This window comes from Hahella chejuensis KCTC 2396 (assembly GCF_000012985.1).
Classification (GTDB): Bacteria; Pseudomonadota; Gammaproteobacteria; order Pseudomonadales; family Oleiphilaceae; genus Hahella; species Hahella chejuensis.
In genome coordinates this window covers 3,123,536-3,149,438 of record NC_007645.1, presented here as the reverse complement: position 1 = coordinate 3,149,438, position 25,903 = coordinate 3,123,536, and the positions used below count along the sequence as shown (strand labels likewise).

The 25,903-nt window shown below is 51.7% G+C and carries 24 protein-coding genes; 11 read left to right on the top strand and 13 right to left on the bottom strand.

Going from position 1 to position 25,903, the window contains the following annotated elements:
- Positions 1-13: 13 nt before the first annotated feature.
- Positions 14-187, top strand: a complete 174-nt coding sequence (locus HCH_RS34255; RefSeq protein WP_011396884.1) for a hypothetical protein — start codon at positions 14-16, stop codon at positions 185-187.
- 135 nt (positions 188-322) lie between these two features.
- A complete protein-coding gene (locus HCH_RS13725) occupies positions 323-664 on the top strand; it encodes a hypothetical protein (protein ID WP_011396883.1) in 342 nt (113 codons plus the stop codon).
- Positions 665-730: 66 nt separating this feature from the next.
- On the opposite strand, the gene HCH_RS13720 is transcribed toward HCH_RS13725, so the two are convergent.
- Together HCH_RS13720 and HCH_RS13715 are read right to left on the bottom strand one after the other, a co-directional pair.
- A complete protein-coding gene (locus tag HCH_RS13720; protein WP_011396882.1) occupies positions 731-1,087 on the bottom strand; it encodes a VOC family protein in 357 nt (118 codons plus the stop codon).
- A gap of 100 nt (positions 1,088-1,187) precedes the next feature.
- Positions 1,188-3,032: a hypothetical protein gene (locus HCH_RS13715; protein ID WP_011396881.1), complete on the bottom strand. Its 1,845-nt coding sequence runs from the start codon at positions 3,030-3,032 to the stop codon at positions 1,188-1,190.
- A gap of 545 nt (positions 3,033-3,577) precedes the next feature.
- Between HCH_RS13715 and HCH_RS13710 the strand changes: the two genes are divergently transcribed.
- Together HCH_RS13710 and pntB are read left to right on the top strand one after the other, a co-directional pair.
- A complete protein-coding gene (locus HCH_RS13710) occupies positions 3,578-5,101 on the top strand; it encodes a Re/Si-specific NAD(P)(+) transhydrogenase subunit alpha (RefSeq protein WP_011396880.1) in 1,524 nt (507 codons plus the stop codon).
- Positions 5,102-5,113: 12 nt separating this feature from the next.
- Positions 5,114-6,490, top strand: coding sequence for a Re/Si-specific NAD(P)(+) transhydrogenase subunit beta (gene pntB / locus HCH_RS13705; RefSeq protein ID WP_011396879.1), 1,377 nt, complete (start codon positions 5,114-5,116; stop codon positions 6,488-6,490).
- A gap of 64 nt (positions 6,491-6,554) precedes the next feature.
- Here the strand turns inward: pntB and HCH_RS13700 are convergent, their stop codons facing one another.
- Positions 6,555-7,391 (bottom strand): MerR family transcriptional regulator, encoded by an 837-nt coding sequence (locus HCH_RS13700; RefSeq protein WP_011396878.1) that lies wholly within the window; start codon positions 7,389-7,391, stop codon positions 6,555-6,557.
- 259 nt (positions 7,392-7,650) lie between these two features.
- Here HCH_RS13700 and HCH_RS13695 point away from each other — a divergent pair, with 259 nt between their 5' ends.
- From HCH_RS13695 to HCH_RS13685, 3 genes are all read left to right on the top strand, one after another.
- Positions 7,651-8,205, top strand: coding sequence for a CAP domain-containing protein (locus tag HCH_RS13695; RefSeq protein WP_011396877.1), 555 nt, complete (start codon positions 7,651-7,653; stop codon positions 8,203-8,205).
- 408 nt (positions 8,206-8,613) lie between these two features.
- Entirely contained in the window at positions 8,614-11,709 is a 3,096-nt protein-coding gene (locus tag HCH_RS13690; protein WP_011396876.1) for an ImpA family metalloprotease, read from the top strand.
- 439 nt (positions 11,710-12,148) lie between these two features.
- The gene (locus tag HCH_RS13685; protein ID WP_011396875.1) at positions 12,149-12,886 is read left to right on the top strand and encodes a PEP-CTERM sorting domain-containing protein; all 738 of its coding nucleotides are present in this window, start codon (positions 12,149-12,151) and stop codon (positions 12,884-12,886) included.
- Between the two features lie 128 nt (positions 12,887-13,014).
- Here HCH_RS13685 and HCH_RS32355 read toward each other — a convergent pair whose 3' ends face one another.
- Positions 13,015-13,500, bottom strand: coding sequence for a hypothetical protein (locus tag HCH_RS32355; protein WP_011396874.1), 486 nt, complete (start codon positions 13,498-13,500; stop codon positions 13,015-13,017).
- A gap of 207 nt (positions 13,501-13,707) precedes the next feature.
- On the opposite strand from HCH_RS32355, the gene HCH_RS13675 reads away from it, so the two are divergent.
- Positions 13,708-14,175 (top strand): copper chaperone PCu(A)C, encoded by a 468-nt coding sequence (locus HCH_RS13675; protein WP_011396873.1) that lies wholly within the window; start codon positions 13,708-13,710, stop codon positions 14,173-14,175.
- 87 nt (positions 14,176-14,262) lie between these two features.
- The gene (locus tag HCH_RS13670; RefSeq protein WP_011396872.1) at positions 14,263-14,793 is read left to right on the top strand and encodes a DUF7482 domain-containing protein; all 531 of its coding nucleotides are present in this window, start codon (positions 14,263-14,265) and stop codon (positions 14,791-14,793) included.
- A gap of 7 nt (positions 14,794-14,800) precedes the next feature.
- Here HCH_RS13670 and HCH_RS13665 read toward each other — a convergent pair whose 3' ends face one another.
- The 4 genes from HCH_RS13665 to HCH_RS13640 form a co-directional block, all read right to left on the bottom strand.
- Positions 14,801-15,508, bottom strand: coding sequence for a Crp/Fnr family transcriptional regulator (locus HCH_RS13665; protein WP_011396871.1), 708 nt, complete (start codon positions 15,506-15,508; stop codon positions 14,801-14,803).
- A 194-nt stretch (positions 15,509-15,702) separates the two neighbouring features.
- Complete coding sequence (locus HCH_RS34765) at positions 15,703-17,784, bottom strand: trypsin-like serine protease (RefSeq protein WP_011396870.1); 2,082 nt, start codon at positions 17,782-17,784, stop codon at positions 15,703-15,705.
- 473 nt (positions 17,785-18,257) lie between these two features.
- Positions 18,258-19,538 (bottom strand): YncE family protein, encoded by a 1,281-nt coding sequence (locus tag HCH_RS13645; RefSeq protein WP_011396868.1) that lies wholly within the window; start codon positions 19,536-19,538, stop codon positions 18,258-18,260.
- 216 nt (positions 19,539-19,754) lie between these two features.
- A complete protein-coding gene (locus HCH_RS13640) occupies positions 19,755-20,417 on the bottom strand; it encodes a protein phosphatase 2C domain-containing protein (RefSeq protein ID WP_011396866.1) in 663 nt (220 codons plus the stop codon).
- A 107-nt stretch (positions 20,418-20,524) separates the two neighbouring features.
- Between HCH_RS13640 and HCH_RS13635 the strand changes: the two genes are divergently transcribed.
- Positions 20,525-20,986 (top strand): pyridoxamine 5'-phosphate oxidase family protein, encoded by a 462-nt coding sequence (locus HCH_RS13635; RefSeq protein ID WP_011396865.1) that lies wholly within the window; start codon positions 20,525-20,527, stop codon positions 20,984-20,986.
- A 32-nt stretch (positions 20,987-21,018) separates the two neighbouring features.
- Here HCH_RS13635 and HCH_RS13630 read toward each other — a convergent pair whose 3' ends face one another.
- Genes HCH_RS13630 through HCH_RS13620 form a run of 3 tightly spaced genes read right to left on the bottom strand, consistent with a single transcriptional unit; the run spans position 21,019 to position 22,547 of the window.
- A complete protein-coding gene (locus HCH_RS13630; protein ID WP_011396864.1) occupies positions 21,019-21,327 on the bottom strand; it encodes a hypothetical protein in 309 nt (102 codons plus the stop codon).
- Between the two features lie 4 nt (positions 21,328-21,331).
- Positions 21,332-22,042 (bottom strand): lysozyme inhibitor LprI family protein, encoded by a 711-nt coding sequence (locus tag HCH_RS13625; protein ID WP_011396862.1) that lies wholly within the window; start codon positions 22,040-22,042, stop codon positions 21,332-21,334.
- The gene (locus HCH_RS13620) at positions 22,026-22,547 is read right to left on the bottom strand and encodes an NUDIX hydrolase (RefSeq protein ID WP_041599543.1); all 522 of its coding nucleotides are present in this window, start codon (positions 22,545-22,547) and stop codon (positions 22,026-22,028) included. Before HCH_RS13620 ends, HCH_RS13625 begins: the two co-directional genes overlap by 17 nt.
- 326 nt (positions 22,548-22,873) lie before the next feature.
- On the opposite strand from HCH_RS13620, the gene HCH_RS32350 reads away from it, so the two are divergent.
- On the top strand, positions 22,874-24,271 hold the full coding sequence (locus HCH_RS32350; protein ID WP_011396860.1) for a formylglycine-generating enzyme family protein: 1,398 nt from the start codon (positions 22,874-22,876) through the stop codon (positions 24,269-24,271).
- A 567-nt stretch (positions 24,272-24,838) separates the two neighbouring features.
- On the opposite strand, the gene HCH_RS13605 is transcribed toward HCH_RS32350, so the two are convergent.
- A complete protein-coding gene (locus HCH_RS13605) occupies positions 24,839-25,294 on the bottom strand; it encodes a c-type cytochrome (RefSeq protein ID WP_148212783.1) in 456 nt (151 codons plus the stop codon).
- Between the two features lie 8 nt (positions 25,295-25,302).
- A complete protein-coding gene (locus tag HCH_RS13600; protein WP_011396858.1) occupies positions 25,303-25,860 on the bottom strand; it encodes an SMI1/KNR4 family protein in 558 nt (185 codons plus the stop codon).
- Between the last annotated feature and the right edge of the window lie 43 nt (positions 25,861-25,903).

Below are 25,903 nucleotides of genomic sequence, written 5' to 3'. Positions count from 1 at the left end.
CAAGTTCTCCAGCATGCCGGGGGGCTGCCCGGAGCGTTTTTATCCTCAATTACAGCATATCCATAAGCCCGCCTGTCCGGTTATGCGAGAGCTATGGCTGGTCATCCACCCGGACCTGCGACGATCTCCACGAGTGCGTAAGGTTGCAGACGCCCTGATCGCCTTCTTTGAGACCGGCGTCATATAAGCCTCACGTGCTTGTCGCCGAGCTTTATCTTTGCCGTGGGCCGTTCTATATTCGCTATCAGGACATTGAGCTGTCGTTGATGCAGTCATTTCAAGCCGCAGCTACTCACTCAAGCACCACAAGGAGGCACCCAAAATGGTAACTCAAGCTGACATCACCGCTCCGAATAAGGTGATCAAATCCTCTACTTCCACGATCCAGCAAGGCGTCGCCAAAGCCGACGGCAAGTTGTGGATGACCGCAGAGACCCTGCACTTCGCGCCCTATAACGAAGACCTTGGACCTGGAACCTACAACATCCCCCTCACTGATATCGCGAAAGTGGAAAAAGACAGCCTGCCGCCTTCATTGCCTGAGGGCTTCAAGATCACATTGCTGAACGATCATACATACCATTTCATAGTGGCCAATTCAGAAACCTGGATTGAGTTGATCGAGAAATACCGGGACGCGCTCGGCGCTAACGTGACCGAATAATCGGATAAGGCTGGCTTGAGTTCGTCTGAGAAAAGTCAGCCTATTGGTGCGCAACAACCTGAAAAATCAGGACGCAGAATAAGGACCTCTCAGGCCTATAAGATTACCAAACGGGTCCGTCACCTGGCACATGCCTAGCCCGTTTTCAATCTGTATAGGTCCACGGTAAACAGTCGATCCCAAGACCAAAAACCTCTCCATCTCATCCGCCAGACTCGCGACAGACCAATACAACACCGCACCCGCCTTACCGGCAGGCACTTTGGCGTCCGCCCAGACAATCTCAATGTGAAAGCCATCGACGTCAAGATAACGAAACCCATCAACAACCCTTTCCTGCGCTGCCGGAAAGGCTTTCTTGTACCAGGACAAACCTGATTCGATATCGTTAACGTGTATGAGAATGGCGGTGGGGGACATCATGATTTTTTCTATTAGGAATTTTAATTTGACTCAGTGTCGAGGCAATCTTGAGCAATAAGAGTAAAGCTGGCGCCCGCCAGCTTTATTTGAGGAGCAGTCTTTATATAGATTTTGCGATTAGATCCGCTTTCAACAAGCCGCCTTTAGTCAGAAGCTTCGCTGTAAATTTTGGATTTCGGCGCGCTTTGTAGGCTTCCACGATTTTTTTCAGCCCGGTAGCTTCGAGTAAGGAGATATTTACATCGGCATCCAGCTCCGCCGCCTCAATAAAATCCTGTGAAAAAGCCGGAGCCACAAGAAGCACTTGCTGCACCCGTTTACCTTGCGCCTCACACCGGTTTACATAGGCTTTAACTTGTCGTGACGTTGAGCTGTATTTGGAGTATTCACCACTTTTGAAAGATTTGGCCTCCCCGACAATTACATCGTCATCGGAAAGTGACACCACGATATCCATTTTATCCTTGGCGGAGCCAAGCTGCTTACGTAGGTCTTCGTCAACATTCAGTCCGAGCTGTCCTAAAAGCGCCCTGGTGGCCTCCTCAAATTTTGCGCCTAAATCCGGTTCGCGAATCTGCACTCCAGCGGTGTCCAAGCCTTTCAGGTCTCTTTGCGCCAATAGCTCATAATTTTCTATGATCTTATCAGTCGCACTGGCGAAGCTTTCCAGTATCGCCATTCTTGGCTCTTTGCGTTTGGAAAGCCCCATTTCGCTTCTAATAGTTTTGACTTCCTCATTTGAGTAGAGATACAGAATATCTACCGGTGAAATGGATAACGCCCGCATTGTCTCCGTATCTATTGCGTCAGAAGGCTCAATCTCAAAGGTCTCTTGCAACCGTTTGGCCACGGGAGGCTCGGTGGTCTCAAGCATGGTGAGCATTTCTTTGAAACCGGATGAAGTCAGCGAGTTAAACTCACCCTCCTCTGCGGCGTTAAGAGCACTGACAATCAGCTCAATTCTCTCCTCAATCTTGGAGCCCAGTTTATCCACTTCCAAGTTAAGGTCGTCGATCATCGTCTTCAGTCGATCTTTACGTTCACTGATTCCGCTTTTGGGGTCATGCATATCTTCCGCCAAAAGGTTGTGGACGGAAAATCCCGCGCGAATGATGTAGTTGATCTTCTCCTGTCGATGAACGCCTCGTATTTGCTGATCGTGAGCTTTGAGAACGTTTGACAGCTCTGGATCGGACATAGAACGCAGGATACGCACCAGATATTTGTCTGGAAGCGCCTTCCCCTGAATTCCATTCAGCACTTGAACCACTTCGTCAGGAACAAACACTTTATTATTGCGCTTGCTGATAAAAACAACGCCATACTCCCGTAAAGTATTAAGCGCATCCAGAACTCCCGATGCTGGAACAGGGACGATCAAATGTTCTATAGCCGCTGCCTCTTGACGGTTTATATCAAGCCTGTCCATCAGGATATTCAGTATCATGCGCTCATCATCGCTGATCCTCGCCTGACGATTCACACGCTCATCATTAAAGTAAGCTGTTTTAAAGCAGTCCTGATATATCGATAATCGATTGCCACGGTCAAACCTGTCGGTCTCACTTGCATCCTTGATCTCTGCTTCCAGCGCCTTGGACATATTACTCAAGCGTTTATGCTCTTGATCGTAAAGTGCTTCAATCCAGTTTGTCCTGGCCACGCAATTGCCATCTCTGGAAAGGATATTGGTTAACAGAGTCAGTTGCGGGCCTTCCAACGCCAAAGTATCACGTAAATACTGGATATAGTGATCACGCACAGCGAAGAAGAGCCGGGTTATTTCGTTACTAGAGGCGCTTTTCAGTTGCCCATCAATACTATTGAGCTCCTTCGCGAGCTTTTTATCCGCATCCCCGGCTGATTGGCACACTCTGTCGAGAGAGTTAATGAATTTTGACTTCTCGATTTGGTTCAGCTGTCCGAGCACTTGCGCCAGTTTCATCTTTTACTCCTTACTCCATGATTCTGCTTGCTTAACTATAGCTATGATTTTCCAATGAAGCTCTTGCACTCCCTTCATATAACGGAAGCCAGGAGTTACTCGGAAAATATTCGGCATGTCATTGTGGGATAACTTCGGCGGGCTATTTGTTGTTGTCGACTATACACAGTAGCCAGCGCAGTTACTGCGCTATCAAAACATTCCCTAGCGTCAGGTAACAAACTGCCACGTTTGTCAGGATAAATCAATTATATTCAATAGCTTATATTGATCTTGCGCAAATCTAACCTGCAACCGCTAACAAGGAACAATATCTTCCAGTCCGTCATACAAGCCAGCTCTCCGCAACTCAAAGACTACGTGGTCCCAGACTGAATGAGCGAACCGCCTGACACAATTTTCCCAATCCCAGGAAACTTACTGAGCCCAAGATTCGCTCATCAATCCCAAAATAAGGGTATACAATGAACAACTTATGGTTAACCCATAACCACTTGTGAGTTATCCAGACTAAGGATTGAAATAACAACAAAGTGAGGAAGACGATGCAAATAGGCATACCCAAAGAGAGTAGACCTCATGAAAAGCGTGTGGCGGCGACGCCCAAATCGGTTGAGGAGTTGATCAAACTGGGGTTTTCGGTGGCGGTTGAGGCCGACGCCGGCTGGCTGTCCAGTTTCGGCGACGGGATGTATGAGGAAGTCGGCGCCAAGATCGTTACGAGAGAAGAAGCCTGGGGAGCGGATATTGTCCTCAGAGTCAACGAACCCAATGATGAGGAAGTCGAGCTGCTGAAGCCCGGCGCCACCCTCATCGGATTTATCTGGCCCTCCCAGCACGGGGAATTACTGCAGAAACTGGCGCAACGGAACATCACCGTACTGGCGATGGACTCCGTCCCCCGCATTTCCCGCGCCCAGTCCATGGACGCGTTAAGTTCAATGGCCAATATCGCCGGTTACAGAGCGGTGGTGGAAGCCTCTCACCACTTTGGGCGCTTTTTCACCGGACAAATCACCGCCGCCGGCAAAGTGCAACCCGCCAAGATTCTGGTCATCGGCGCTGGCGTTGCGGGATTGGCGGCGATCGGCACAGCGGGAAGTCTCGGCGCCATTGTGCGCGCCTTCGATACACGCCCGGAAGTGAAAGAGCAGATTCAAAGCATGGGCGCGGAGTTTCTGGAAGTGGACATGGAAGAAGAAAGTTCCAGCGGCGACGGTTACGCCAAAGTGATGAGCAAGGCGTTCATCGAGGCGGAAATGAAGTTGTTTCTGGAGCAGGCGAAAGAGGTGGATATCATCATCACCACCGCCATGATTCCCGGCAAACCAGCCCCCAAGCTGATCACGGAAGAGATGGTGAAAGCCATGCGTCCCGGCAGTGTGATCGTCGACTTGGCGGCGCCCAACGGCGGTAATTGCGAGCTCACCCAACCTGGAGAAATGGCGGAGATTCACGAAGTGAAAATCGTCGGCTATGTCGACCTCCCTTCGCGCCTCCCCACTCAGGCCAGCCTGCTGTACAGCAATAATCTGGTCAATCTGATGAAGCTGCTGTGCAAGAACAAAGATGGAAACATCGACATCAATTTCGAAGACGAAGTGATTCGCGGCGTCACCGTCGTCAAAGACAGCGAAATCACCTGGCCCCCTCCCCCGGTTAAAGTCAGCGCGGCGCCGCAGCAACCCAAAACCGCACCTGCCCCGCCGCCCAAGTCCCAGCCGATGTCGAGCTCCTTCAAACACGGTCTGCAGGCCGCAGGAGCACTGGCGTTACTGTGGATCGCCAGCGCCGCGCCGTCGGAGTTTCTATCTCACTTCACCGTTTTCGTACTCGCCTGCATTGTGGGTTACCACGTCGTCTGGAGCGTCACCCATGCGCTGCATACGCCATTGATGAGCGTCACCAACGCCATCAGCGGCATTATCGTGGTCGGCGCGTTACTGCAAATCAGCAGCGACAGTCTGTTGGTGACTTTATTGGCCGCCGCTGCGACGCTGATCGCAACCATCAATATCGTCGGGGGATTTGTCGTCACCCAACGCATGCTGAAAATGTTTCGGAAATAGGAGGAGCGACTCATGTCATACAGTGTAATCACCGCCTCCTATATCATTTCCGCCGTGCTGTTCATTCTCAGTCTGGCTGGGCTAAGCAAGCAGGAGACTGCAAAAACCGGCAACCTCTACGGCATTATTGGTATGGCGCTGGCGTTGCTGGCGACTATCGCCAGTCCGCAAGTAACTTCAGTCTGGTTGATCATCCTGGCCATGGCCGTCGGCGCCGTGGTCGGCGTTAAAGTCGCTTTGAAGGTGGAAATGACGCAGATGCCGGAGCTGGTGGCGATCCTGCACAGCTTTGTCGGTCTCGCTGCGGTTCTGGTGGGCTACAACAGTTATCTGGAGCATGGACCGCTAAGCGGCGCATTGCTCAGCATTCATTTGACTGAGATCTTTTTGGGCGTCTTTATCGGCGCAATTACTTTTACCGGCTCGGTCGTCGCTTTTGGGAAGTTACGCGGCTCCATCAGCTCCAAAGCCCTGATGCTGCCCCATCGTCATAAAATCAATCTGGGCGCGGGCGTCGTTTCCTTTTTACTCATGTTGTATTTCGTCAAAGTCGGCGGCAGCGGTTTCAGTCTGATTCTGATGACATTGATCGCCCTGTTTATCGGCTGGCATCTGGTGTCCTCCATCGGCGGCGCGGACATGCCTGTCGTCATCTCCATGCTCAACTCCTATTCGGGCTGGGCCGCGGCGGCGGCGGGTTTCATGCTGTCCAACGACCTGTTGATCATCACCGGCGCGCTGGTGGGCTCTTCAGGGGCGATTCTCTCCTACATCATGTGTAAGGCGATGAACCGCTCTTTCATAAGCGTCATCGCCGGCGGCTTCGGGAATGACCCCGCTCCTGAAGACGCTGACGCGGAATATGGCGAGCCCCAGGAGATTAATGCGGAAGGGGTTGCGGACATGCTGAAAGGATCGCACTCCGTGATTATCACTCCGGGATACGGTATGGCGGTGGCGCAGGCGCAACACCCTATCTATGAAATCACCCAGAAGCTGCGTGAGCATGGCGTGGAAGTTCGTTTCGGCATTCATCCCGTGGCGGGCCGCCTTCCAGGGCATATGAACGTGCTGCTGGCGGAAGCGAGAGTGCCCTACGACATCGTCCTGGGCATGGATGAGATCAATCAGGATTTTCCGGAGACGGATACCGTGCTGGTGATCGGCGCCAATGACACGGTGAATCCCGCCGCGGCGGAAAATCCAGGGAGTCCGCTCGCCGGCATGCCCGTGTTGGAAGTGTGGAAAGCGAAAAACGTTATCGTATTCAAACGCAGCATGAACGCAGGCTATGCCGGCGTTCAGAATCCGCTGTTTTTCCGCGATAACGCCTTTATGTTGTTCGGCGACGCCAAAGCCAGCGTCGACGCCATTTTAAAAGCTATTTGACGTAGAGGACCGAACTCAGCAGGTCGCCATTTTGAGACCTGCTGAGTTCGGTCGCTTAAGTACGCTATTCAGCAATGGACAAGTAAATATCCACCTGTGACTCTGCGCTATCGGGGCCCATGAAACGCCTGTCGTACAGCTCAAAGTCCGGGCCATCGACCCTTTCCAGTCCGCTTTCCGGCAAGTCGCGGGAACAGGCTTTGCGGAACGTCGCATTAAGTCCCGCCACAGGCCCCGTATGGGTCAGCACCGCGTAGCGAGCCGCCGCCACCGTGACCGACACCATTCCCTCGGGAACTGGCGTTCCCTTCTCGACTTCGACGCCGGCGATATAACGAAACTCACCGTCCTCCAGCGGCAGACACAGCCCGTAAGACACCTCGTGATTAACCCTGCCGCGAATCTCATCCTCCCTGGGCAAATAACGTCCCCACAGCATGGGGATAGAGTCTCTGACGTCGCTGCTGCGGTACTCCATACCAATAAGGGTGAATGCAGGAAGCTCTTTGACTTGCGGTTCCACCGCCGCGCCTTGTGTGGAATTCATATTTATGTTCTCCATGATGGGTTGCTTCAGGTAAATCAGCAATTCATTGAGAAGTTTCCGTTTGTCTTCAATCTCCCGCTCCAACGCCGTGGCGTGTCCACACAGTTTATTGCGCAAAACATGCTCGTCGCTTAAAGCGCCCTGCTCCTTAAGGCCGCGAATGCTTTCCAGCGGCACGCCCATGTCGCGCAGCCATAAAATGCGCTGCAGCTCGTCAATTTGCGACGGCGCGTAATAGCGATAGCCATTTTCGCGACCGTAAATCGCAGGACAAAATACGCCGGCGCTTTCGTAATAACGCAGCGTCTTGGTGGTGACATCGAATAAACGGGCCATCTGCCCTATCGTCAGCATGTGATTTCTCAACTCCGTCAATGAATGCTCGCATACAGCGTGAAGCTTGCCCCAAGGGGAAGGTCAAGTCTGGCCCATAAACAACAAATCCCCCTTTAGCTTTTATATATCAAACTGTCCTCATCCCAAAGCACTAATAAAACAGCCTATTTGGCTTAATGATAGCTTTAAGTAGATGCTTTATTTTATTGATTCATAGAGCAAGGAGCGCCGTATCTCCGTCTGTCAAAGCAAAGATGATTTATTGGAGGAATTCCAAATGCATTTAAACAACATCGCCCGTATTCTGTTGCTGACCGGCGCCGTAACTTTAGTTGGTTGCGGCGGCTCTGGCGGGAGCGGCGGAGATAACGTCGCTGACGACGGCGGAACCACCACTCCTACTGATTGCCAGATGACGGACTTGGACAAGCAGTTGCTCAAGGCGCACAACGAAGCTCGGGCGCAAGCGCGCTCCTGCGGCGGTGAAGACTATGACAAAGCCCCCGCGCTGACCTGGAATTGCAAGCTCGCCGCGGCCGCCAGCGCCCACAGCAAAGATATGGCGGACAACAACTTCTTCAACCACACCGGCTCCAACGGCCTCAGCGTAGGCGCACGCGTAAAATCACAAGGGTACTTCTATCAACGCGTAGGAGAAAACATCGCCGCCGGATACGGTTCCGTCTCGCAGGTCATGAAAGGCTGGCTGGACAGTCCGGGTCACTGCGCCAATATTATGAGTAAAGGTTACACAGAAATGGGGGCCGCCAAAGTCGACGCATCCGGCGCGGACTACCCGACCTATTGGACGACGGTTTTCGGACACAGATAACATTCATCACGCCAACGTCGTCACATTAAACTCATAACGAAATAGTTTTTCGGCAAGATATATTAACAATTAGGCCAAAAGTACTAATTTAATTTAATGTTTTTGGCTTAATGAACCCCTAATGGATATGTTTTATCCTCTTCAACTCTCTTTTTATATCTCTCTAATTATCTGTTTTTAAATGCGATATTTAAATATCGCCTCAGTTTTATCTGTTTACGACATATTCGTTACGTTTTATTCGAAAACAGTAAATCAATAACACATAAGTACACAAATAATTACATATAAATTGGCGTGACTTCACATTTTATAATTGTTGTCACGCCGCTTATATCCCGCGTTTATACGTCGACGTAATATTGCGGGTTTTTTGATCAACGCCAATGTAGAAAACGAGGAAATAAGATGTTGCGGTTTCATCCTTTAGCCGGATCGATACTCCTGGTAAGCGCTATAGCCTTGACCGGCTGCGGATCTGACGACGACGCCAAGACCGGCGGTAATAACAGCGGCGACAACAATGGATCAGAAGTTGACGGCGGAAATAATTCGGACGACACAGGGACCGACAGCGGCGACGACAGCTCCGATACAGGCGACAACCAGGCCCCAACCATTTCCGGAACCCCAGACCCGGCCGCCAAAGAAGGCGAGCCCTTCAGCTTCACCCCAACCGTCAGCGACGCAGAAGGCGATACGCTCTCCTTTCAGTTAGTGAACGGTCCAGCCTGGCTGAGCATCGACGCCGCTACAGGTAAAATTTCCGGCTCCCCTGACGCAGATGACTTAGGCATGGCTAAAGGCATAGTCATTCGCGTATCCGACGGGAAGAAAACCGCCGACCTGCAGTTTGACCTGGAAGTCGCCTTCAACCCCGTAGAGCAAGCTATTCGCACAGGCAATGCAATGGTTGTCGAGAACAGCCGCGATCTGGCGTCCGCCGCGTTACGGACCATAGAAAACAACCGCAGCCGCTTTGCTCAGGCCCGCATCGAACTGTTCCAACTGAATACCGATGGAGCCGCTAAAAGCGATAGCCTCACCGCCATTGACTGGGACCCAACTCATGATGCGGCGCAGATAAGCGCAACGTTCGGCGAAAACGAAGCCATTTTAATATCCAATGCCGCCAATGAAGGAAAAACCGTCTATAACCGCGGATTTGGCGTTATCGGTGAAAGCGACGCGCGTTATCTCGTGTTGGGCGGCAATCCCATGCGCAATCGCGGCAGCGCCAATGAGCAGATGTATCAATTCATGCACAACGCCATCGTCTGGCTGAGCGGCAGGGATAATTTCGATACCAAACCTTTGAAGCTCGTCATGGCGCAAATGGATGAAAGCTACTGGTTTCACGACGCCAGCGGCGTGCGCAAGTGGCTGGATGATCGCTACGGCGAAGCAGTCAGTTACAACGCACAGGGAGATTGTGACGGGGCCAAGCTGGCGGGTTGTCTCAACGACAATCCCGACCTGCTGATTATTTCCCAAAAAAGCGAAGAAGCGGATGTTGACGCCATCACCGCTACGGTGGCCGCCGCCATGGCCAAGGGCACGCCCGTGCTGTATCTTCATTGGGACGGTAATTTAACCAGCTTGGGCGGCCAGCTCTTCACACTGTTTAACGTGTCCTACCAGGAAGACAACTACTGGAAAAGGCTCTATCTGAGCGGTTATGACTCCATCGACGATATGGGCGAAATCCCAGAGAGCGTTGCGCAAGTAAAGACCATGCTGACCCACTTTGAAAGCGAAGACTATGCTTTCGACTGGTCCGCCTGCGACGGCGAAAATTGCTCCGCCGTCAGCGGCCTGAATGCCGGTTTCTTTGAAGGCGCCGACCAAGTGCGCAACATCATGTCCAATCTGGACAAAAATAAAACGAATATCTTCGCCGACGAAGGTAAACGCTATCAGAAGTTGCTCGCTTTATTGGGCGACCACTACCGCGCCAGCGTCACCTATCCCATGGACAAAATCACGACGGAAGACAACGCATTTCTGAAATCACTGTACGCGGATTATTCTGTCTACAATTACCGCGCACTGAACCCCGCACAAAAGGACATGGGGAACTTCAGCCGCAGCAGCTTCAACCATGTCTCGCCAGTCACCAAGACCATAGACATGGAAAGTAAGCGTTATTTCCGCGCCGCCGGCGTCTACGCCCTACCGGGTTACACAGTGAAGGTGACCCGCCTGGACAATGCCGATGTGGCCACCTCCATCTTCGTAAACACACAGCGTTCCGGCGCCACCCATCAGTTTGAGAAGAACGGATATACACGCCCTAAATTCCTGCAGACGCCGAAATTCAGTATTAAATCCGGCGAGAGCATCACTTTCACCTCCACTTACGGGGGCCCGCTGCAGATTGAGTTTGGCGGCAACGGCAAAAACGTCTCTTTCCGTTTCGAGAACGTGGGCGAACACCCCTTCTGGAACGGCGAAGAAGATAACGCCAGCTTCGAGCAGGCGTTAGCTCAAGGCGACTACGATTGGGCCGAGTTAGTGACGCCTGGCTTCGAAGTCCACTCCAAACTGGACAAAATGCGTAAGTCCATGCAGGACGAAAACTGGAAGACCGGCGCAGCTTTAGCGGCGGGAACCATGCGTTACATTCATAACTTCCCTCATGTTCTCGCCGGCTTCAAAGGTCCGGGCATAGACGTGGTGGCGGAGATTCATGATTTCGCCACTGCACACAACCTGGATATCGAGCATATCGATATCGTGAAGCACATGAATGCGGATCAGGCCACCTGCGGTTACGGATGTTCCGGTAATCCCTATGACGCCTATTGGGAATTCAGCCCTATCGGGCACGGCGACATCCACGAGCTGGGGCATGGTCTGGAGCGCGGCCGATTCCGCTTTAGCGGCTGGGATGGGCATGCAAGCACCAACCCCTACTCCTACTACTCGAAGTCGCATTACTACATCGATACCGGCAAAAACCCAGGCTGTCAGTCGTTGCCTTTTGAAAGCATGTTCAAGGTGCTGCGCGACTCCGTCAGTGAATCCAACCCTCAAGCCTACGTGCAAAGCCAAAAGTTAACCGGCTGGTCCAACGGCGCAGGAATCACGGTACAAATGATGATGACCGCTCAGGGCGAAGGCAAGTTGAATGACGGCTGGAATTTGCTGCCGAGACTGCACATCCTCGACCGCAACTTCAATGCGGCTTTAGCGAGCGAAGAGGCCTGGTCGGCGGCGAAAAGCAATCTTGGTTTCTCTCAATACAGTCTGGCGGAAGCAAAAAGCATTAACAGTAACGACTGGATGACGGTTGCCGTGTCCCATGCCACCGGGCTGGACTTCCGCGACTACCTGACTATGTGGGCGCTGCCGTTTAGCGCCAAGGCCTCAGCCCAGGTCGCATCCTTCAGCCTGCCTGTAGCGCCGCGCAAGTACTATGCGTCTGGCGGCGACCAGTTCTGTTATGGCCTGGATAAACCGAGCATCTTAGTGGATGGCGTGCAAACCTGGCCTAGCCTGTAATAATTTTTCTCACCAGCGTGGTAATGTATGGTGATTAAAAAGCGGCGCTTAGCGCCGCTTTTTCTTTTCAGACAAGCCGATGAAAGTGTCCGGGATAACGTACAGTTGTCAGAAAATTTACAGCGTTCATTTTAAGAATTTCCTTTTATCTGTCCGATCCTGTTGACATGTAAAAGTGCGAAGGCCTTTCAAAACATCCCGTTTATTTCTTTATTATCAATAATATATGTGATTTTTGTTAAGTACTTTCATATGTCTGCATTCTCAGACTTTTCTTATTCACTGTCAGTAAATTTTACGGATTATATAATACGGACTATTTGGCGACTGTCTGTCACATTGAAAATTAAGGTTAATTTGGTTTTGGCACAACCAATGCCTGAGAAAGCGGTGATGTACTCAGACCTACTTTACCCAAATAAAAGAAAAGGAGTTGGTTATGACCTCAAGAATAAAGCACGCCCTTACAGCGCTGTCTTTGAGCGTAGCCGCAGTCAGCGCACATGCCGTAACGATCAATGATGGATATAACGGAGCCGGTCTTTCATACAACGGCGACGTATATGGTAACGCAGACGTCTACCAAATTACTCATATGGAAGTGACTCACGATAGTGACAATCTCTATGTGTCTGTATTCACAAACTTCTTCGAAGGTGCAGATAGCCTTGGCCATATGTATGGCGACCTGTTCATTAGCGTTAACGGCTGGAACCCCTTTGGCAGCGCAGCAGATCGCTACAAAGACGACGACGTCAGCAACGGTGAAAAATGGGAATACGCTTTAGATGCTTCTACCGGAGATCTTTACAGTTTATCCATGGTTGACTACATGGACCAACTGGTTATCACTGGCGCCAGCAGCAGTGTAAGACAGAATCAAGAAGTCAGCGTGAACACCAGTAAAGCCACATTGGTTGCAGGCGAGACTTCCAGCGCAGACCTGAGCGGGGTTAGCAATACCGTCGGCACACTGGGCGTCCTGTCATTTACTTTAACCTTGGCCGATCTGGGCATCACCGATCTTAGCAAGTCCACTTCATTGGGTCTGCGTTGGTCCGCTACCTGTGCTAACGATGTGATTGAAGGCGGCTTGAGCGTTCCTGAGCCAGGCACATTAGCAATGTTGGGACTGGGGCTGGTGAGCCTGAGTCTTTCCCGTCGTAAAAAAGTCTGATATCTGAAAATTCGTATAATAAGTCGATAGAAACAGGGTGACAGGTGTAAGGCGCAGCGAAGAGTGTAGATATTTTTTACACTCTTATTACACCCCTCCCGACTACAACCGAACAGGGACGTTTTTACTCACTCCGTGACAAACTCCAACACCAGCGCTAGCGTGTCGCTCCCTTTGGCGATAAAGATAGTCGCCCGCCACGCCATCCGTCCGGTAATGCACACAGGCAGATACCCTTCACCTTGATAGGACCCATCCGCCATCTGCGTCAGCCTGGTTTGATTCAGGCCCATATACATATCGGCCCCCTCAAAGTCGACTCGGATCTGATCCGCTTTTACGCCCTGCAATTGAAGGCGAATTGGAAACGCGCGCGCGGGACGAATTGGCTCATCGCCAAATGAGAAGCTCACACTGCCTTCGTTGACAGGAACCCGACACTCACCTTGCCCAGGCGTACACTCGACGGCGTTCACATAATGGATATTCTCGAACTGGTCGAGATCAAGAGAACCAACGCCGGGAAGCCACTGCCTCACCAGGCTTAGCCCCACCATAAACAAGACCAGGGCGAGCAACGCTGCGCCTCGCACCCAATAACGCTTGAACTGCAACTTCAAAACCTCATTCGCGTTGACGATGGGAAGGATGTGGCCGCGCAGTGTGCCTTTCGGATCAGAAATTGTCCAGCGACAATTGGACGCATAACTCCCCGTTAAAGCTACGTTTTCTCAGTGTGCGCCCTGTGGTAGGCTTGGCCTCCAGTTATATACCCGGAATGGTTGCCGCCTCAACCTTGTGACCGCACTTGATAGCTCTCAATGATGATGAAAAAAAGCCTGATTCGAGCCCTCCTCACCGCCACCCTGATATCATCGCCAGTTCTCGCCTCCGCGCAAAATGAAGAGGCGAAGGCCGTCGAAACCAGCGACGCATGGATTCGCTTTACGCCGGGAACCACTCCCATGGCGGGCTACTTCACCCTCAACAATGCGTCGGATCGGACAATCACTATTACGAGCGCAGAAAGCGCGGATTTTGGTCAGGTTATGATGCATCAAACCATCAACAACAACGGCCAGATGAGCATGCAGCACATGGGGGAAGGCTTAGAACTGAAAGCTGGCGAGTCCCTTTCCTTCAACCCCGGCGGCATGCATTTGATGCTGATGCAACGGCAACGTCCGCTGAGCCCTGGCGACCATGTCAGCGTCACCCTGAACCTTGCTGACGGAGCCCCCATTTCGGTGGAGTTTGAAGTCAAGCCCATTTCTTACGAAGGCCCCTGAATCCAATCCCGCTCTCTTTTTCTGGCCGCGGGCGTATGACCGTATCCTTGTCTACACTGGAAAAGAATGCAAACAAGGGAGTTGGACATGCTGCGCCTAGCCATAGGGGTCTTCATCCTCGCCATGACCGGTTGTGCAGGACAGGGTTATTCCAATGCTCACAGCGCCCACGTAAATCTGGCGGCGCACCCCGCCTGGTACAATGGCGAACGCGTCTACTATGTCACCACTGATGTCTCCGATCGGGCCATGGCGGAGAGCATGCAAGCCAATTACGCTCCCCGCTTGCGGGACGCCATCCCGGATTACCCCAAGCCGCCTCAGGTTCGTACGGTGTTGGAGAGGGTCTACCGAGTCCGCAACTTTGATCAACCCAGCATATTTCCCTCTGCGCCAGAGCCGCTGAGTTCGAACCATGTCAACTTACAATACAGTCCTTTGTGGCTGATGTATGAGGTCGTCTGGAAGGCTGGCGCAACGCCCGTGGAGCTTAAATCCGAAGAGCAGATCTTCGTGGCGGAGAGTCAGGGAAAGCTGGAGATTCTGCGCACGGACATTGTGGTGAATTGTCCCGTAGTGCGTTATGAAGGCGAACGCATTGACCGCTATCAGTGGTGATTGCGGTCTATTCCAGCATGCCCGCCTGCGACTTCAGCGCGTCCATATCCAGAATCTGGATTTCCCCATAGGAGGTGGCGATCAGCCCTTTCTGCTCCAGCTCCTTCAGGATCTGGTTCACCGTTTGTCTGGACACCCCCAACATCATCCCCAGCTGTTCCTGTTGTATATGTATCACGCGTCGCGCCTGTCCACTGAAGTCGCCATAACCCTCCGCCATCACCACCAGCCTGCGCGCCAATCGCAGAGGCGCAGGTAACAGCGTGGCGTCTTCCACCGCGCGAAACGCCAGGCGCAGCTTGAAACAAAGCAGAACTCCAAAGTCCCTCCAGAAATGCGGCTTCGCCGCCAGTAGCGTTTCCAGCCCTTTTTGCGGTAAGTGCAACAAGGTGGTCGGGGACTCCGCCAGGGCGCTGTGAGTGCGATCCAGTCTGTCAAATAAGGCGATTTCTCCGAACCAGTTAGGCGGTTCGACAAACGCCAGGATCGCTTCCTTGCCATTTTCGTTGACGCCAGCGACTCTCAACGACCCTTTCACCACGGCGTAAATACCTGCGGGTTTGTCGCCACGCTGAAACAGAAATTCTCCCGTCCGCAGCGCTTTTATCTGCGCCAGATTCAGCAGCTCTGTTTTCAAATCTTCAGGGATAGCGCGAAACCAGGCTCCGCGGTTTAGCAGGTCGTAATAATCGTGAATGAGCAGCTTGTCGGGCATGGCGCAGTGCTTATTATTTTGAGGTGATGACAATGAAATTCGGCGCGTTTCAGGTTTTGATCTTACAAAACTTCATTGCTAATTGCGCGCGTATCCTTTGTCCGACAGTCGCAGAGTGTGGAGATTCAGGAAGGAGTTAACATAAAAAGACCGCGCCGCAGGAGGGTCCAGGCGGCGCGGTGATAATGCCGGACTTATTCCCCGCCGAACACGGAGGTCCAATAATGCGGATAACTGGCCGAGGACGTGCTTACTTTCTTCGCGCCCATTTCGGTGTACTCCGCTCCCATGATATTGGAGCAATGACCCGGGCTCTTCAGCCAGCCCGCCATCACTTGCTGTGTAGACTCATAACCCGCGGCGATGTTCTCGCCTACGCGCCAGGAGTTATAGCCTTCCGCGCGGGTGCGATCGCCAACTTGAGAACCGTCGGAACCGGTATGGCTGAAGAAGTTGTTGTTGACCATGTCTTCAGTGTGTTTGGTCGCCGCGGCGCCAAGCTTACAGTTCCATACCAGCGGCTCCGCAGCCGGGAAGTAGGCTGAACCGCAGTTACGGCCCTCGCTACGCGCCTGGTTATGGGCTTCCAACAGAGCTTTTTGCGATTCGGTCAGTTCACAATCGTCCGGATTAGTGGGATCGGTCGGGTCCGTTGGATCTGTCGGATCAGTTGGGTCCGTCGGATCGGTTGGCTCACCCGGCTCGTTAGGATCATTAGGGTCATTTGGATCTGTCGGAAATCCAGGATCGTCCGGGTCCGTCGGGTCCGTCGGATCGGTTGGATCAGTTGGATCAGTTGGATCAGTTGGATCAGTTGGATCGGTTGGATCGGTTGGATCGGTTGGATCGGTTGGATCAGTTGGATCAGTTGGATCAGTTGGGTCCGTCGGATCGGTTGGATCGGTTGGATCGGTTGGATCAGTTGGATCAGTTGGATCAGTTGGATCAGTTGGATCAGTTGGATCAGTTGGATCAGTTGGATCAGTTGGATCGGTTGGATCGGTTGGATCGGTTGGATCGGTTGGATCGGTTGGATCGGTTGGATCGGTTGGATCAGTTGGATCAGTTGGATCGGTTGGGTCTGTCGGATCGCCATCATAGGAAGCGGTTAAAGTAACGCCGCTATAGCGCAGATAACCATGCAACATGATGTGATACACGCCCGCTCTGACAACTAAATCGTCACAGACTTCCTCATTTCCGTTTTTGTAAGGGCGGCAATCATATTCGGTTAAGGTCGGATCTTCTTCCGCCCGAACATAAAGATCGACGTCCCCGCGTCCGCCTTCGATCTTGACGCTCAGATTCTTGGCGTCTTCAGGCACTTCAATGGTGTAATACACCTTGCTGTCGGATACGCCGTTCAGATCGTCAATCGGCTTACCGTTGCCGAGCACATTATCGTCGTCGCCATCACCGTCATCAGGACCGTCTGGATCATCCGGGTCGCCGGGATCAGGCGTATCGCCGCCCACGTAAGAAGCCACCCATTCCTTGAAGCTGGGCACAGAGGTATACACACCGTATTTTCCTGGTCTGGCGCAACCGTCGCCCCAGCTCACAATACCCAACTGGCGGAATTCGCCTGCCTGATTGACAAACAAAGGCCCGCCGGAGTCGCCCTGACAAGAGTCTTTTCCGCCCTGCTCCAAGCCCGCGCACAGGCTATAGTCATAAATGGCGCCGTCACCGTAAGCCATACGACATTCTTCAAGCGACACCACTGGCACGTCCACTTTTTGCAGAACATCCGGCGAGCCGCCGCCTTCGCGCAGCGCACCCCAGCCGATCACGGTCACATCGCTGCCGGGCATTATGTCTGTGGAGTCACCCAGAGTAATGCGGGTATATTTCTCATCCACCTTCTCCGACAGTTTCAGCAAAGCGATGTCGTTTTCCAGGGTCTGCTCATTAAACTCAGGGTGATTGATCACCTCCACCACCTGGATTTTCTGCGCATCGCGCATGTCGTTCTGATCGTGCAGACCGATCACGGCTTTGAAGCTTTCGGCGGAAATGCCTGCGGTACAGTGCGCCGCAGTGAGCACATAATAATCATCTATCACCGACGCGCCGCACCATTGGCCGCCGTTGTATTGCAGATACACCATAAAGGGAAATTCGCCCTCGGCGGCGTCTTCACCGCCGACGATCTTGGGCGTCAAATTGCGATATACGCTTAGATCTTCCGGCGCGCTTGGATTCGCATAGCTCACGCCGCTAAAGGTGAGGCCGGCAATCATCCCTGCCAGCAGGTTCTTTTGAAACGGTTTCATAGTTCTATCAGTTCATTGGCGATTGGTGTTAATAACATCAGGCAGCTTTTTCTAGATTATTCTGACAACGGCTACCTGCTTGATTCTGAACGCTAATTTCGGGACACAACGACGCTCCCGCAACAGCTGACCAAATCGGCGCCCAGCCTGACCAAGCTAACACGCTCACAAAGTGGCCTACAATTCGGACAGATATGCTAGGAACCAGGGCCTACCCGCGACGCCGGGGAGACATCCGGCAAGACCAGGAACGACAAGGCTTTCAGACAAGGTCGATACAAATGAGACTAGACTCTAATGCATCATTTAAGCGGCGAAAAACGGGAATAAAAAGGGATATGCAACTATGTGATTGTATCTCTGCTTTCAAGCTGTATGTGATTGATGGAAAAGAAAAAAGTGTACAACGTGAATATTCATGCATTGGTTGTTCACAAAGACGCCGCACGACGACGTCTGTGATTTAAGCTAACTTAACCCTGTATCGGCTCCAGGCTATCCAGCACGGATTGCGGCGCTTTGCCCATGCGGGAACGCTGGGGGAATTCGCCGACAGGAATACGGGCGGCTTCCTGGGTGGTGTCGTAATCGAATACGCCAACCGTCCCTTCCACGCTATTGGAAACGAAGCAGTAGACGCCGTCAGCGCTGGTCGTCGCCCAATATGGAAGATCATAGCCATCCATAATGCGATCCGCGACCAGGGTTTCCGTAGAGACGATAGCGACGTAGTTATCGATGGTTCCAGCCAGACACAGCTTCTTGCCGTCGCCGGACAACGCCAGTCCGTGATGAGCGGAATTTTTAGGGAAGTCATCGTAGTTCGGGTAGTTGGCTTTCCCGAACGCGCTGGCGGGCAACTCCACGGTGTGGGTAATGGCGCCGTGCTCCAGATCCACTTTCACGAAGCCGCGTAAGTAGGAAAGCTGGGCGTATAGCGTTTTCTCATCCGGCGTAAACACGTTGGGACGCACTCCCTGGGGAAACTTGATCGTGCGCAGCAGTTGCAGCGATTGCGCGTCCACGATGCGTAATGATCTCTCCCCTTTCATAAAGTTCAAAGCGTGAGGCAACAAAACATTACCGATACTGGTGTTGTAGATGCGCTTGCCGTCAGGGGAAAAATCGTTTTGATGGGGAAAGTCCCCGGTGGCGAATTCGCCAGTGCGTCTGCCGGTGACGGCGTCAATCAAGAAAGCTTTCTTTGATGTGGAGTCTGATACGACCAACGTTCCACCGTCCGGCGACAACGCTGCATGATCCGCATGAAAGCCTGGTACCGGATGCCGCCAAAGCATGCGATGCCCCGGCGCAGTCAGGTCAAACGCCGCCACGTCTCCGAGGTATCCGCGGGACACATACAGCACCGTTCCGTCGGGGGACAGAAAGACATCGTCCACATTACGCTCGCCGCCGTTCTCGTTGGTGAACGCATCGTACAACAGCTTCAGGATGCCCATTTCGCTAATGCGGTCTTCTTTATCCTCAGTCACGTTCACTGAGCCCAGGTTAAGAAAGGTGTGCGGATCAATAAAGCTCACCGTACCGCTTTGCGCATTACCCACCAACAACACATCCCGCATTTCCGACGCGGCGGTCTGTGTTTCCGCACTCACCATGCTTGAAGCGCCCATCGCTAATACAACGGCGGTCACGCCTTGCGCCAGTTTCTTGAGCCGCCTCGCCCAGCCAAATCCTTGAACTTTACCGTGGGCGCCGTGCGCCTTGATCAGACCCGTTTTATTCTTTCGCATCGCTTCAGCTCCTTGATCTTGTATGCTTTATTAGGTCTTTTCTGGTACGACTCACTTCTCCAGCAATGAATGGTGTAAAAGAGCTCTTTCACAGACAGGGATGACTAATCCCGCCAGACATGAACAGGATTCAATCAAGCTCAACCCGGTTAACACTAACTGCTCTCAACAAAGCGATACTGTCGCCTTTCCGACTTTTTTGTAGAGGGATAAGGTTCAGGGCTGGCGAATCACAATAATCGACAGGTCATCCGCCAGCGCGCCTTTTTTATTGCGCGCCAAATCGGCGAACTGAGACGCCGTCGCGCCACTAGCAGAGTTCGCTAACTGTTTGACTTGCGTTAACGAGACGTAATTGAAAAAGCCATCGCTACCGACAACCAGTATTCCCTGAGAGGCCATAGGACCAAAGCCGATTGGAACCGCTTCCCCGCTCCCCAACAGAGGCTTGCGTCTTTGCAGTTGCGTCAGCTCATACGCAAATTCCGGGTTAAGTAACCAGCATTGAGAGTCGCCGACACTGGCGCCAATCACCTCGCCGTTGGTGACTTTACCAATCACCGCCGTCGTTTCGCCCAACAGAGACATCGCCGCGATGTCCTGATCCCAGCGCCGTAAATGACCCTCAAATTCATCTGGTGAATGCAATTCTTCTTCAAGCATCTGCGAGAACGCGTCAGCCACATAGTGCGACGCTTCCCTTCCTCCGGCTTGGCCACCGGCTCCATCAGCGATGCAGAACCAGATGCAACCGTCTCTTTCGTGTACAAAAAGAGCATCCTCACCCTGTGCGGACTGGGCTTCAAGATAGTGGGAAAAATCGAAGGGGGAGAATACATCCATGACGGTGCTATACTCGGCAATGTGGTTGAATTTCATATATTTTTCATAGTGATAGTATAATCGCCGACTCACAGAGGTTTCTCTTAAAGCTTGGCAATATCGCAAAGGAAGAAGCTCGGTTTACTACTTAGAAGGACTAAATTATGAAACTGGATATTCAGGAATACGCCAACAAAAGCGTACTTTGCTGGCTGGCTACATCAAGTCTAGAGGGAGAACCCAATGTCTCGCCGAAAGAAATTTTCCTCGCTTTGAATCCCACGACAATATTAATCGCCAACATCGCTTCCCCCATCAGCGAGCGCAATATTCGCAATAATCCCAGAGTTTGCGTCAGCTATATCGATGTCTTTGAACAAAGAGGCTGCAAAATAAAAGGCGCCGCACGGGTAGTCGAACCTGCCGATCCGGAATGGAATGACTATCTGAATAAGCTTAAAACCTTGGCGGGAGAGAACTTCCCCATTAAAAACATCTTTGAAATCAGCATCTCCAAGTGCGCTAACATTCTCGCCCCAAGCTACCTGCTTTTTCCTGAGGTAAACGTTGAGCAGCAGATTGAAAGCGCGAAGAAGGCTTACGGCGTCGAGGTGAAGGCCGATTGAATTTCGGTTGTCGCCAAGCGCTTAACAAAGCGTTAGGCTCTGTCACTCACAATTTCCCATTCCTTTTCAAAGCCCTGGACAGTCAAATAACCACTGATGATCGTCATCAACCGTTCCACCCAGAATGGGGTGTTTTCATCGAGGAGGCTCCCGCTTTCTCTATCCGCCTCGGATTGATCCAGCATCCACCAGAAAAACTCCGCCAGCTTGACGGCCTGTTCAACCGTCTCGACTGCGGCGGAGCCTTTCGACAACCTGATGAGCAACAGGTCACCGTGTCTCTCTGCGAAATGCGCCATGACCTCACGCGCCTGGCTGTCTCTACCGCTGAAGTCCAGCATTGCTTTATGGACTTCCTCCAGTTAAAACCTTCAACGCCCTGGGCTCCCCTATCGCAAAGCGGTCTTTCGCAATAACGCCTCTGGCGCCGCAGTAATAGGTGCGACAAGCGCCATCTACATCCTCAAATACCAGGGATTCATCTTCGAGGTAGATGCGGAACAGGCATTGGCCTACGTCCAAGTCATGGTATTCATAGGCGCCGTTCTTAGCTTGTAATGCCTCGCCTTCGACCGTGCAACTGTGGCCGTTGGCGTGATTGGATTCGTATGCAAATTGCAGAACGCCGGCGCCATCGCTGTTAACTTCCAAGTAATCGATTATGTCTGGCGATACTTCGTCGTCCTGGATCAGGCGCTCATATCGCGCATTGAACAGTGTGGACAACCCACTCAGTTTAGAAAGCACATCCAGACGCTGATCATATACGCGTAACAGGCATTCAGCGTCTTCGCATAGATTACGTGAGTTGTTCAGCCATAGCGTCTGACTGAATTTAATTTCCTTACCGAATCCAGATTCCCTGGCCTGCTTATAAGCGGCGGCCAATCTCTCATCCAGGCTTGATAACTGATCGTCCTCGCATATTAGCGCCTCAACACTGGAACTCGCCTTAGCGCAATCAAAACTGGCCGCGGCGCTGACAGAGCCATCAAGCGCCAATATCGCCACGCCGAGGGCGGTCCCATAGCGGCGCAGCTTAAAAGTCAATTTCATGTAGGCTGAATTTACCTTTATCCAAGTCTTCGAAAAATCGCATTAATCCATATTTCACGGTATAGAAGCCGACTTCTTCCCACGGCAGATCATCTTTGCCAAACAACGTTACTTCAGATGTTTCTGGTCCATGCGGGCCCGTGTCCTTCAACTCCGCCAGATACAGCATATACACCTGATTGGCGTGCGGCAGATTCGCCACCAGAAACAAATCCTGCATCGCCACGATAGCGCCGGACTCCTCCATGGTCTCCCGCTTTGCCGCATCCCGGGTGCTTTCGCCGTTCTCCATAAATCCCGCCGGCACTGTCCACATCCCCAGCCGCGGCTCAATAGCCCGCTTGCACAGCAACACCTTGTCGCCTTGGTACACCAGACAACCGGTTACAACTTTAGGATTCTGATAATGAACATAACCGCACTGAACGCAGATATGACGGGGATGACTATCGCCGATGGGAGTGGCCAGACTAACGGAGCCTCCGCATTGATTGCAGTACTTAATCTCCACTGAACTACACCTCTCATGATGAGTATTAAGTCGCTCGAGACTGACTGTAAATCGACCAAAAATCAATCTCGACAAGCATTCACGTCCCCTCTGCGGCCGGCATTGTAGCGGGTGGCGCAACGGCAAGCCCGTAGTTTAAATGTATGGGTTTTGGCGATTTGATTATAATCGCTGATCTTCCACCGATTCGCCCCACCTCTCTGCGACGAAATTATTCGTAGTCTTCGAACTTCCCCAGCTAACTTTAAATTCATTGCTTTTATGGGATTTTCAAATCCGTACAATAGCCAGCCATTATCACTCCAGAGAACTAGCCAGTAATGTCTTCTAACCGTCTACAGGTCTATCAAGATTTCCTAGCCGCTATCGATCATTGCAGAGAAAGCTTTGATGAAGCGAAATTTAGAGAGGCCTTCAGAGCCCTATTTCGAGGCTACGTCAATGAGAGAAAGCATCATGAGCTAGAAGGGCTGTACTCAAAGCTCTTGGACATTCATCTGCCGACTCTTGACTATAAAAGGATGTCTGTTGGGTTCGGAGAAGTAGAACATGCCATCGAAGAAAATCTGACTCACTTTAAATCCATAGATTGGGCGCTGTTCGAGTTAAATGGGATCAATATCATCTACTATTGGACACCTCCCAAGTTAGTCAGCATTGAGCTATACATGTGCTCAACCTATGAAGAAAATGGTGATATAGATTTTTTCGGTTGTGGTGAGTTCGATAAAATCGATTACAAAAACTTAGAAAAATACGGTTTTCCAGAGCACGGTGACTATTTCGAATATTCACTTGCAAGCAAGTTCTTACAGGTTTTTATATTCGTAAGGGCTGCTGACCTGATGAAAAAGCATGGCCTTGACTATGTCCCCTTCTCCACCTCTCTATTTTGTGGCTCTTTCGACGCCAACCTTCCGCCAGCGCCTAACGCGGAAGCTATTAAGAAAGAGACGTTGGCAAACTATTACGAGAAGGTCAGAGAAATTAATGACGAGCATCAGTCAGAAATAGAGAGAAGAGCAACGGATCTGTTACCAGTTAATGACGATGACTTCGTTGATATTCCTGAAGGGCGTTTTAACATGGGAAGCCCTATAACTGAAAAGGGGCGATACGCCAATGAAAGGCTCCATACCGTACTTATTGATAACTTCTCCTTAATGAGGGCGCCAGTTACTTATGCCCAATACGAACTTTATTGTGATAAAGCTGGCCTATCCAGGCCGGAAGTTAGCGATTTGGAAAAAGGACTCATTCCTGTACAAGTGAGCTACTGGGAAGCTGCCTCTTTTTGCCGCTGGCTCTCTGCAGAATGTCGCCATTATGACTACCGCTTACCCACGGAAGCAGAATGGGAGTACGCTTGTCGAGCCGGTACGACATCCGCTTATTGGTATGGCGAAAAAGATGATGAAACGAAAGCGTATTACAACCCTGTTCAAACAAACGGTTTAGGAAAAATCGCCCAATTTCCTCCCAACCCCTTTGGCTTGTACGACATGCTAGGCAATGTATCTGAATGGTGTAGCAGTGAATGGGACGAGAACTACGGTGGCAAGGAAGCCCGAGACGCAAGCAAAGACACGGCTAACTCCAACCTCAGGGTGACCCGTGGCGGTGGTTACAGCAGATCAGCGCAGCGGAGTCCCCGCCCTCCATCCAGCGAATACATTGGATTACGCATCGCCAGGAACAAAAAGCCGGCAGACTTCTAGTGGGTTGCCTCGCAGTAGACGCCATACGGCGTCTGCACGCTCGGCGTCAACGAACTTAGGTAACGTTCCCTCTCATACGCAGCCAATAGAGTCCATAAACGCCATAGACACATGCAATGCCTATCAGAGGTACAAGAAGTACTTTCGGATTTGAAAAATCAGTTTGGACCCATTTAGTGACGATGGGAATTGCGAGCACGGCAAATACGGAAATGCCTAATATGTGCACAGACACTGGCGTTCGTGAGTTTTTAAAATACTTCATTCTGCGCAGTAAACTACTGGCGCTAATGGCGAACATTCCCCAAAACACAAATATCAGACCTAAATAAGTCGCTTCCCTGGTGCTGTGAAGTCCAAAAATCGCCCCCGTCATTCCCAATACGCTTATGACAACAAAGAATACCGCTAAATACATGTGCTACCGACCAACTTTCCCTTATCACTGTCTTCAAATTCAGCCGTAGCGTTTCCAGTTCAATACTTCACCGCGCCAAGCTGCTATGGGGGCGGCATTGTAGCGATTAGCGGCTTCATAATCCCGCTGTTTATAAGAATTCCTGGGACCTAATTACGGTCGTCGATTTCTCGCCATTGTTGGTAGATATCGTCCGGCCACAAGCTTTGGAAATAGGCGATCAACGCCAGTTTCTGCTCCTGACTGAACTTATCGCCAAAGGCCGGCATCACACCTCCCACCGGCGCGCCGCCGTTTTCGATCGTCGCTAACAGGGTTTCCATGGGATGATGCCACGCGTGCGCCGTTCCGTTCAGCGGCGGAGGCGGATAATGTCCGCTGGCGTCCGGCTTCTTCCAGTCCTCCGCCAGCCCTTGGGCGCGACGCCCATGGCATACGCCGCAATTAGCTTCAAATAACGTTTTTCCGGTTTCAGCCTGAGCTTTTGTGTACCAACGGCCGGTGTCTGTTTGGGGTTGCGTGCAGGCCGATAACATCAGAGTTAAGCCCAGCCCTATCGCCATAGTGAATCGGCTGTATGCCGCTCGTCGCTGCACTATTTTCATAATTAAGGTCATAACTCCAATACCCTCTTGATCCGCTCTGCAATTTCTCGCGAAGGCGTGCGAATATTTCCAGAGTTATTGATGTTATTTAAGTGGTAATTCGCGCGCGCCATAACATGATGGTTAATGTAGTGCAGAAAACTGTCATACCTATATTCGACTTCCTTGGCGCCGGGATACCAAAATACTATTCGATACTCCTGTATCGCCTCGTTCCAATCGCTTGTATCAATACAGTCGCAACATCGATCATGACCATGATTAATCACTATATACGGCTTTGGTTTGGCGGCCCGCCATTTATCGCCATGCGCCCTTCTGCGCAACCTGCGAAATATCCTGTTTACTCTGATGATATGGTAGTGGTTGTAGTAGTCTTCTCCCAGGCTGGCGAAGAAACTGCCAAAATTAGCCGATAGTATTGCGAAATCTGTCAGCCCCTGGGGCAACGAGAATCCAAAGTGTTCATTGATCCGGTTAATGCTGTCCAGAGTTGGCTTTTCTTCGTGACAGACATATCCGCTCACCATATCGTTCACTTTGGCCAGCTTTTCCAGGCTATACATCACCACCTCATCGCATCGAATAAACCCGCAAGGCGGAGATATA

Bases quoted from the DNA above. Each gene is read 5' to 3' on its own strand.
- HCH_RS13635 (WP_011396865.1), top strand. From the start codon at position 20,525: ATGAAACTGGATATTCAGGAATACGCCAACAAAAGCGTACTTTGCTGG.
- HCH_RS13645 (WP_011396868.1), bottom strand. From the start codon at position 19,538: ATGCGAAAGAATAAAACGGGTCTGATCAAGGCGCACGGCGCCCACGGT.
- HCH_RS13665 (WP_011396871.1), bottom strand. From the start codon at position 15,508: ATGCCCGACAAGCTGCTCATTCACGATTATTACGACCTGCTAAACCGC.
- pntB (WP_011396879.1), top strand. From the start codon at position 5,114: ATGTCATACAGTGTAATCACCGCCTCCTATATCATTTCCGCCGTGCTG.
- HCH_RS13605 (WP_148212783.1), bottom strand. From the start codon at position 25,294: ATGAAAATAGTGCAGCGACGAGCGGCATACAGCCGATTCACTATGGCG.
- HCH_RS13695 (WP_011396877.1), top strand. From the start codon at position 7,651: ATGCATTTAAACAACATCGCCCGTATTCTGTTGCTGACCGGCGCCGTA.
- HCH_RS13630 (WP_011396864.1), bottom strand. From the start codon at position 21,327: ATGCTGGACTTCAGCGGTAGAGACAGCCAGGCGCGTGAGGTCATGGCG.
- HCH_RS13685 (WP_011396875.1), top strand. From the start codon at position 12,149: ATGACCTCAAGAATAAAGCACGCCCTTACAGCGCTGTCTTTGAGCGTA.
- HCH_RS13700 (WP_011396878.1), bottom strand. From the start codon at position 7,391: ATGCTGACGATAGGGCAGATGGCCCGTTTATTCGATGTCACCACCAAG.
- HCH_RS13640 (WP_011396866.1), bottom strand. From the start codon at position 20,417: ATGAAATTCAACCACATTGCCGAGTATAGCACCGTCATGGATGTATTC.
- HCH_RS32350 (WP_011396860.1), top strand. From the start codon at position 22,874: ATGTCTTCTAACCGTCTACAGGTCTATCAAGATTTCCTAGCCGCTATC.
- HCH_RS34765 (WP_011396870.1), bottom strand. From the start codon at position 17,784: ATGAAACCGTTTCAAAAGAACCTGCTGGCAGGGATGATTGCCGGCCTC.
- HCH_RS13720 (WP_011396882.1), bottom strand. From the start codon at position 1,087: ATGATGTCCCCCACCGCCATTCTCATACACGTTAACGATATCGAATCA.
- HCH_RS13625 (WP_011396862.1), bottom strand. From the start codon at position 22,042: ATGAAATTGACTTTTAAGCTGCGCCGCTATGGGACCGCCCTCGGCGTG.
- HCH_RS13675 (WP_011396873.1), top strand. From the start codon at position 13,708: ATGATGATGAAAAAAAGCCTGATTCGAGCCCTCCTCACCGCCACCCTG.
- HCH_RS13715 (WP_011396881.1), bottom strand. From the start codon at position 3,032: ATGAAACTGGCGCAAGTGCTCGGACAGCTGAACCAAATCGAGAAGTCA.
- HCH_RS13710 (WP_011396880.1), top strand. From the start codon at position 3,578: ATGCAAATAGGCATACCCAAAGAGAGTAGACCTCATGAAAAGCGTGTG.
- HCH_RS34255 (WP_011396884.1), top strand. From the start codon at position 14: ATGCCGGGGGGCTGCCCGGAGCGTTTTTATCCTCAATTACAGCATATC.
- HCH_RS13670 (WP_011396872.1), top strand. From the start codon at position 14,263: ATGCTGCGCCTAGCCATAGGGGTCTTCATCCTCGCCATGACCGGTTGT.
- HCH_RS13690 (WP_011396876.1), top strand. From the start codon at position 8,614: ATGTTGCGGTTTCATCCTTTAGCCGGATCGATACTCCTGGTAAGCGCT.
- HCH_RS13725 (WP_011396883.1), top strand. From the start codon at position 323: ATGGTAACTCAAGCTGACATCACCGCTCCGAATAAGGTGATCAAATCC.
- HCH_RS13600 (WP_011396858.1), bottom strand. From the start codon at position 25,860: ATGTATAGCCTGGAAAAGCTGGCCAAAGTGAACGATATGGTGAGCGGA.